Source organism: Streptomyces europaeiscabiei (assembly GCF_001550375.1).
Classification (GTDB): domain Bacteria; phylum Actinomycetota; class Actinomycetes; order Streptomycetales; family Streptomycetaceae; genus Streptomyces; species Streptomyces europaeiscabiei.
Genome location: NZ_LRTR01000062.1, coordinates 1 through 7,563, shown reverse-complemented (window position 1 = coordinate 7,563; position 7,563 = coordinate 1). Strand labels below are relative to the sequence as shown.

Genomic DNA, 7,563 nt, shown 5'->3' with positions numbered 1-7,563 from the left:
TGTGTCCGGCCGGTTATCCGCCGGCGCCGCCCGTCGCACCCGGCGTCGGGACCGGGACCGGTACCGCGGGCGGACCGGCGCCGGCCGGTGCCGAATCCGAGGAACAGCGCCACCGGGGCCGGTGAGAGCCGGGCACGTGGAGCGGGGCACGTGGAGCGGGGCCGGGACGGCATGAGCCTCCCGGTCCCGCTCCACGTGGCATGCGCTCGACCCAGACGATGGCCGGACGATGGGGAGCCCGGACGATGGGGGGAGGGAACATCGTCCGGGCCGAGAATTCCGGGGCGGGACTGGTCAGCGGGAGCCCTGCCGGAGTTGCGGCAACACCTTCGTGCGGTAGAAGTCGAAGAACCCGCGCTGGTCGGGACCGATCTGGCTGACGTAGACACGGTCGAAGCCGGCGTCGGCGAAGGCGCTCAGTTCGGCGACGTGTTCGTCGACGTCGTCGCCGCAGACCGTGTTCTCGCCGACCATCTGCTCGGTGACCAGCGGCTCCAGCTGCTCGAAGTGGCTGGGAGTGGGCAGGATCTGGGCCATTTCGCCGGGCAGGAGCTGGCTCGACCAGAGACGGCGGACGAGTCGGACGGCCGCGTCGCGTTCGGGGCCCCAGCACACCTTCGTACCGCCGCTGACGGGGTTCGCGCCCCCGCCGCCCTTGCGGTACTGGGTGACCAGCTCCTCGTCGGGGCCCATGGTGATGAAGCCGTCGCCGACGCGGGCGGCGAGCCCGGTGGCCTTGGGGCCGAAGCCGGAGATGTCGATGGGGACGGGCGCGTCGGGAACCGTGTAGAGGCGGGCGTTCTCCACCGTGAAGTGCGGGCCGCGATGGGTGACCTCCTCGCCGGTGAACAGGCGCCGCATCACCTGGACCGATTCCTCCAGCATCTCCAGACGGACGTCCGCCGGCGGCCAACGGGTTCCGACGACGTGCTCGTTGAGTGCCTCGCCCGAGCCGATGCCGAGGCGGAAGCGGCCGCCGGTCATCACCGAGCTGGTCGCCGCCGCCTGTGCGACGACCGCCGGGTGGATCCGCACGGTCGGACAGGTCACCGCCGTCTCAATGGGCAGCGACACGGCCTCGGAGAGCGCGCCGATCACCGACCACACGAACGGGCTCTGGCCCTGGGCGTCGTTCCACGGGTGGAAGTGGTCCGAGATCCACAGACAGTCGAACCCGGCCTGCTCGGCCATCCTCGCCTGCTCGATCAGCTCCGCGGGACCGAACTCCTCGGTCGCCAGGAAGTATCCGTACTCGGGCATGGGGCGTACCTCCGCGGCAGGTGCGATCGGGGGCGGATCGGGTCGTGGGCCGGGTACCCGGAGGTCACAGGGGAAACCCACGGAGGTCCGGGGGGCCAGGCGGTTTGGGGACCCGGGCCAGGGGGACGCGGAAGGCTCGAACGGCACAGGACCCGTACGCCTGAGAACGCTCAGAACCCATACGCCCGAGGACGCTGAGGACTCCGTATGCGCGACCCCGCCGGAGGCGAACCGTGAGTCGACCCCGCATCGTGATCGTCGGTGGCGGCTTCGCCGGCTACCGGACGGCCCGCACGCTTGCGCGGCTGACCCGGAGCAGGGCCGACATCACCCTGCTCAACCCGACCGACTACTTTCTGTATCTGCCCCTGCTGCCCCAGGTCGCCGTCGGCATCCTGGAGCCACGCCGGGTGACCGTCTCCCTGACCGGCACCCTGCGCCATGTACGCCTGGTGCTCGGGGAGGCCGACGACATCGACCTCGACGCGCGGACCGTGCGCTACGCGGACCCCGAGGGCGGTGTCGGCACGCTGACCTACGACAGGCTGGTGCTCGCGGCCGGCAGCGTGAACAAGCTGCTGCCGATCCCGGGTGTCGCCGAGCACGCCCACGGCTTCCGGGGGCTGCCCGAGGCGCTGTATCTCCGCGACCACGTGACGCGCCAGGTGGAGCTGGCGGCCGGCGACGACCCCGAGAGCCGTCGTGCGCGATGCACCTTCGTGGTGGTCGGCGCCGGGTACACCGGGACCGAGGTCGCCGCCCAGGGCCAGATGTTCACCGACGAGCTGACCCGGAAGCAGCCGTTGCGGGAAGGTGTACGGCCGCGCTGGATGCTGCTCGACATCGCCGAGCGGGTGCTGCCGGAGATGGACGAGAAGCTGGCGCGGACCGCCGACAAGGTGCTGCGGCAGCGGGGTGTCGACGTGCGGACGGGGACCTCCGTGAAGGAGGCGACATCGGGCGGAGTTCTGCTGAGCGACGGGGAGTTCGTCGACACGCGCACGCTGGTGTGGTGTGTGGGCGTACGGCCCGATCCGCTCGCCGAGTCGCTGGGGCTGGCGATGGAACGCGGCCGGCTGCTCGTCGAGCCCACGCTGCGGGTGCCCGGCCGGCCCGAGGTGTTCGCCTGCGGGGACGCGGCCGCCGTGCCTGATCTGACCAGGCCCGGCCAGTACACGCCGATGACCGCGCAGCACGCGTGGCGGCAGGGCAAGGTGGCCGGACGCAACGTCGCCGCGTCCCTCGGCCGCGGCGAGCCCAAGCCCTACCGCCACAGCGACCTGGGCTTCGTCGTGGACCTCGGCGGCGTCAAGGCCGCCGCCAACCCTCTCGGCGTACCGCTGTCCGGCCCCCTCGCCGGTGCCGTCACCCGCGGCTACCACCTCGCCGCCATGCCCGGCAACCGCGTCCGCGTCGCCGCCGACTGGCTCCTCGACGCCGTACTGCCCCGGCAGGGCGTCCAGTTGGGCCTCGTCCGGTCCTGGTCGGTACCGCTGGACACGGCGTCACCGGAACTGGCGAGGGTGCCGGGAGGGCCGGAGAAGACAGGCGTGGCGCGCGAGCGAGCCGTACCCGAGCGGGCGGGGACGTCGGCCGGGCCGGGAGCCGCACTTGAGCAGGACGCCCCGAACAGGGAGAACGCCCCGAACAAGCAGGACGCCCCGAACAGGCAGGACGCCCCGAACAGGCAGGACGCCCCGAACAAGGAGAACGCCCCGAACAGGCAGGACGCCCCGAACAAGCAGGACGCCCCGAACAAGGAGAACGCCCCGAACAAGCAGGACGCTCTGCACAAGCGGACTGCCCCGGACAGGCCCGGCCCGACGGCGGTGCCAGGGACTCACGGGCAACCGCACGCCTCACCGTCGCCCTCAGCATCCGACACCTCCGCGCCCGGCACCGAGAGGCAGCCACCGCTGCCCTCGCCGTCACCGCGGCCCAAGCCGCAGGCGCCGCCACGGCGCCCGGCGCCCCATGACCCGTCAAAGCCCGCCAAGGGTTCGGAAGGAGAGTCATGAACAGCCATCAACTCACCGAGCTGGCGCAACAGTTGAGGGTGGACAGTGTGCGCGCGTCCGGGGCCGCCGGCTCCGGGCATCCGACGTCGTCCATGTCGGCCGCCGAGCTGATGGCGGTGCTGCTCGCCAAGCATCTGCGGTACGACTTCGACCGCCCCCAGCACCCCGCCAACGACCGCTTCGTGCTGTCCAAGGGGCACGCCTCGCCCCTGCTGTACTCCGCGTACAAGGCGGCGGGCGCGATCAGCGAGACGGAGCTGATGACGTTCCGGAAGCTGGGCAGCCGGCTCGAAGGGCACCCCACGCCACGGCGGCTGCCGTGGGTGGAGACGGCCACCGGCTCGCTCGGCCAGGGACTGCCCGTCGGCGTCGGTATCGCGCTGGCCGGGAAGCGGCTGGACCGTACCGGCTACCGGGTGTGGGTGCTGTGCGGCGACAGCGAACTCGCCGAGGGCTCGGTGTGGGAGGCCGCCGAGCACGCCTCGTACGAGCATCTGGACAATCTGACGGCGATCGTGGACGTCAACCGGCTCGGGCAGCGCGGACCCACCCGCCACGGACACGACCTGGACGCCTACGCCCGCCGCTTCGCGGCCTTCGGCTGGCACACGATCGAGATCGACGGGCACGACGTGGACGCCGTGGACCGCGCGTACGGCGAGGCCGAGTCCACCAAGGGACAGCCCACCGTGATCCTCGCCCGCACCCTCAAGGGCAAGGGCGTCGAGGCCGTCCAGGACCGTGAGGGCCTGCACGGCAAGCCGCTCAAGGACGCCGACGAGGCCATCGCGGAACTCGGCGGCGTACGCGACCTCCGCGTCGAGGTCCGGCAGCCGCCCGCCGCCCGGATGCTGCACGCCGTACGCACCGGGCACCTGGAGCTGCCGCGCTTCGAGGTCGGCGACGAGGTCGCGACCCGCGACGCGTACGGGCAGGCGCTCGCCGCGCTCGGCACCGCACGTGGTGACGTCGTCGCCCTGGACGGGGAGGTCGGCGACTCCACGCGCTCCGAGTTCTTCGCCAAGGAGCACCCCGACCGCTACTTCGAGTGCTACATCGCCGAACAGCAGTTGGTGGCCGCCTCGGTGGGCCTCGCGGCACGCGGCTGGGTGCCGTACGCCGCCACGTTCGCGGCCTTCCTCACCCGCGCCCACGACTTCATCCGCATGGCGTCGATCAGCGGATCCGGCATCAACCTCGTCGGCTCCCACGCGGGCGCCGCCATCGGCCAGGACGGGCCCTCGCAGATGGGCCTGGAGGACCTGGCGATGATGCGCTCGGTGCACGGCTCGACCGTGCTGTACCCGTGCGACGCCAACCAGACCGCCAAGCTCGTCGGCACCATGGCCGGCCTCGAAGGCGTCCGCTATCTGCGCACGTCCCGGGGCGGCACACCCGTCCTCTACAGCCCCACCGAGGAGTTCCCGGTCGGCGGCAGCAAGGTGCTGCGCGCCTCGGACACCGACCGGCTCACCGTCGTCGCGGCCGGGGTCACGGTCCACGAGGCCCTCAAGGCCGCCGAGGCGCTGGACGGCGAGGGCATCCAGGTCCGGGTGATCGACCTCTACTCGGTCAAGCCCGTCGACCGCCGCACCCTGCGCGAGGCCGCCGAACGCACCGGCTGCATCCTCACCGTCGAGGACCACCACGAGGAGGGCGGCCTCGGCGACGCGGTCCTCGACGCCTTCCTCGACGGCCGCCCGGTGCCCCGCCTGGTGCGCCTCGCGGTCCGTACGATGCCGGGCTCGGCCTCCCCCGAGGAGCAGCTGCGTGAGGCGGGCATCGACGCGGAGGCGATCGCGGTGGCCGGACGGCTGCTGGTGGAGCACGCGATCACGCCCTGAACGGCTCACACACGGAAGGGAGTCGGACATGGGGACAGCCGGTCGCTGCGGGTCGGCCGCCGCACCGTCGAGATCCACCGCCCCGACAAGGTGCTGTTCCCCGCGGACGGACACGGCGTCGGCAAGGAGTACACCAAAGGCGATCCCGTCGCCTACTACCGTGCCGTCGCCCCCTTCATACTGCCCCACCTGCGCGGGCGCCCGCTGATGCTGGAACGGCACCCGGACGGGCTCGACGGGCCATGTTCACGCAGAAGAACACCCCCGGGCACTACCCGGACCGGATCGAACGCGTCGAGGCGCCCAAGGAGGGCGGCACGGTCGTCCACCCGGTGTGCGAGGACGCGGCCACCCTCGTCTACCTCGCCGACCGGGCCTGCCTCACCCCGCACCGCTGGCTCTCCCGGACCGGCAGCGTCGACCGGCCCGACCGCCTGGTCCTCGACCTCGACCCGGCGGTGGACGACTTCGAACAGGTCCGGGACGCGGCAGGGCACGTACGGGAGTTGCTCGACGAGCTGGGGCTGCCGTCCGTGCCGATGACCACCGGCTCCACGGGCGTCCACATCGTCGTACCGGTGAAGGGGCACGACGACTTCGACGCGGTGCGCGACTTCGCGAAGGAGGTCGCCGACGCACTCGTCCGTGCCCACCCCGGGCGGCTCACCACCGAGGCCCGCAAGAAGGACCGCGGCGACCGGCTCTACCCCGACGTGCAACGCAACGCCTACGCCCAGACCGCCGTCGCCCCCTACTCGGTGCGCGCCCGCGCCGGTGCGCCCGTGGCCACGCCCCTCACCTGGGAACAGCTCGACGACCCGGCCGTCGACGCCCGCCGCTGGACCCTGACGGACGCCGTCGAACAGGCTCGCACCAACCCCTGGGCGGGGGCGATGAGCAGGGGCCGGGCGCTGGGACCGGCACGGCGGCGGCTCGCGGCGCCGCGCGGCTGAGATTCGGCGGCGGCTGCGCACACCACCCGGAAATGTTTGGTCAACGGGCGTGTGGCCACTCGGTGTTCGAGGTGGTCATGTCGAACACATCCAACACGTCAAAGGCACAGAGTTCACACGAGTCCCAAGAAGCGGACGAACCGGAAGAACCGGAAGAGGCGCGGGAATCGGCGGAGGACCGGCCCAGCCCCATGCAGGTGCTGCGTCATGCGCGGAGCCAGCTCGCGGAGCTGACCGGCATGGCGCCCGAGTCCGTGTCGTCGTTCGAACAGACCGGGGACGGCTGGACGTTGGAGGTCGAGGTCCTGGAGATCGCCAGGGTTCCCGACACGATGAGCCTGCTCGCGAGCTATCGCGTGGAGCTCGACCCCCAGGGCGAGCTCACCGGCTACCGGCGCGTCCGCCGCTACGAGCGCGGCAGGGCCGATCCGCATCGCCGTTAGGCCGTCGTCCCGCTCCAGCATCCACAGACACGTTGCGCAGACAAGTTGCACAGACACGTTGCTCAGACAAGATTCACAGACAAGGAGGGCCGGCCGGTATGACCGTAGTCCCGGCACAGCAGTCCGGCGGCGGAGGCGGCAGCAGCGGCCTGTACGACGTCCTGGAACTCATTCTCGACAGGGGGCTCGTCATCGACGCCTTCATACGAGTCTCCCTCGTCGGCATCGAGATCCTGAAGATCGACGTCCGGGTCGTCGTCGCCAGCGTCGACACCTATTTGCGCTTCGCCGAGGCGTGCAACCGGCTCGATCTGGAGGCCGGGCCGCGCAAGAGCCCCGGCCTGCCGGACCTCGTCGGTGAGATCACCGAGTCCGGCGCGCGCGGCAAGTCCAAGGGGGCCCTGTCCGGCGCCGCCGAGACGATCTCGGACGCGTTCAAGCAGTCCCGCGAGGAGAGCCAGTCCGAGCCGCGGCCACGGGCCCGCAAGACCACGAGCTCGCGCAAGAGGGAGGAACAGGAGTGAGCACGTACGTCTACGGCATCACGGCGAGCTCACACCCCGCACTCCCCGAGGGCATGGGCGGAGTGGGCGACCCCGCGCGCCCGGTGCGCGTCCTCAAGGAGGGCGAGTTGGCGGCGATCGTCAGTGAGGCTCCCGAGGGGCTGCGGCCCAAGCGCAAGGACCTGCTCGCCCACCAGAACGTTCTGAGCGAGGCGGGTGCGGGCGGTTCGCTGCTGCCCATGCGGTTCGGCAGCGTCGCACCGGACGACGCGTCCGTCACCGGGGTGCTCGCCGAACGCGCGAAGCACTATCTGGAACGGCTCGGCGCTCTCGACGGCAAGGTCGAGTACAACGTGAAGGCCAGCCACGACGAAGAGGCCGTGCTGCACCGCGTGATGGGCGAGAACCCTGAGCTGCGCGCCCTCACCGAGGCCAACCGGCAGGCGGGCGGCGGCACGTACGAGGACCGGCTGCGGCTCGGCGAGATGGTCGTCGCCGCGGTGCAGGCCCGCGAGGCCGACGACGCGGCGGAGCTGCGGCGG

6 protein-coding genes and 1 pseudogene are annotated in these 7,563 nt (G+C 71.8%); 6 read left to right on the top strand and 1 reads right to left on the bottom strand.

Translation table 11 applies throughout. From position 1 onward, the window contains the following. Positions 1–294 precede the first annotated feature (294 nt). Positions 295–1,260, bottom strand: a complete 966-nt coding sequence (locus tag AWZ10_RS02820) for an LLM class F420-dependent oxidoreductase (RefSeq protein ID WP_046702784.1) — start codon at positions 1,258–1,260, stop codon at positions 295–297. A 233-nt stretch (positions 1,261–1,493) separates the two neighbouring features. Here AWZ10_RS02820 and AWZ10_RS02815 point away from each other — a divergent pair, with 233 nt between their 5' ends. From AWZ10_RS02815 to AWZ10_RS02790, 6 genes and pseudogenes are all read left to right on the top strand, one after another. Continuing rightward, complete coding sequence (locus AWZ10_RS02815) at positions 1,494–3,278, top strand: NAD(P)/FAD-dependent oxidoreductase (RefSeq protein ID WP_244172363.1); 1,785 nt, start codon at positions 1,494–1,496, stop codon at positions 3,276–3,278. Continuing rightward, a complete protein-coding gene (locus AWZ10_RS02810; RefSeq protein WP_046702783.1) occupies positions 3,275–5,122 on the top strand; it encodes a transketolase in 1,848 nt (615 codons plus the stop codon). The genes AWZ10_RS02815 and AWZ10_RS02810 overlap by 4 nt, the downstream gene beginning before the upstream one ends. Before the next feature lie 177 nt (positions 5,123–5,299). Next, positions 5,300–6,075, top strand: a pseudogene (locus AWZ10_RS02805) (DNA polymerase domain-containing protein). A gap of 77 nt (positions 6,076–6,152) precedes the next feature. Continuing rightward, on the top strand, positions 6,153–6,518 hold the full coding sequence (locus tag AWZ10_RS02800) for a gas vesicle protein GvpO (protein ID WP_046702814.1): 366 nt from the start codon (positions 6,153–6,155) through the stop codon (positions 6,516–6,518). Positions 6,519–6,616: 98 nt separating this feature from the next. Beyond that, positions 6,617–7,042 carry a gas vesicle structural protein GvpA gene (locus tag AWZ10_RS02795; RefSeq protein WP_046702782.1) on the top strand — a complete coding sequence of 142 codons (426 nt, stop codon included), beginning with the start codon at positions 6,617–6,619 and terminating at the stop codon, positions 7,040–7,042. Beyond that, positions 7,039–7,563: GvpL/GvpF family gas vesicle protein (locus tag AWZ10_RS02790; protein ID WP_060890358.1), on the top strand; the 525-nt coding region annotated here is incomplete at its 3' end. The genes AWZ10_RS02795 and AWZ10_RS02790, both read left to right, overlap by 4 nt.